Origin of the sequence: Pseudomonas sp. JV245A, assembly GCF_032424515.1 — a bacterium.
Taxonomy (GTDB): domain Bacteria; phylum Pseudomonadota; class Gammaproteobacteria; order Pseudomonadales; family Pseudomonadaceae; genus Aquipseudomonas; species Aquipseudomonas protegens.
In genome coordinates, this window is record NZ_VYKE01000581.1 from 1 (window position 1) to 373 (window position 373).

1 protein-coding gene is annotated in these 373 nt (G+C 70.8%); it reads right to left on the reverse strand.

Annotated features, from left to right (window positions below; genetic code table 11):
- Positions 1–373 (reverse strand): phosphopantetheine-binding protein (locus F6S12_RS33135; protein WP_315870036.1); only part of this gene is annotated, 373 nt, incomplete at both ends.

Consider the following 373-nt stretch of genomic DNA (forward strand, 5'->3'; position numbering starts at 1 on the left):
AACTGGCCCAGGGTATGGGCCGCCAGCGCCGCCAGGGTCGGCTGGCTGAACAACAGGCGGGCATCGGCGTGCAGGCCTTCCTGGCGCATCCGCGCCACCAGGCTGACCGCCAGCAGGGAATGCCCGCCCAGTTCGAAGAAGTGGTCGTGGCGCCCTACCCGCTCCACTTGCAGCACCTCGGCCCAGAGCCGCGCCAGGGTGGTTTCAAGCGGCCCCTGGGGCGGCTCGAAATCGCGGCTCAGCACCGCTTCCAGGCCCGGCTCCGGCAGTGCATCGCGCGCCAGCTTGCCGTTGGCGCTCAGGGGCAGCGCCGCCAGTTGCACATAGGCTGCCGGCACCATGTACTCCGGCAGACGCTCCAGGACATGGGCCC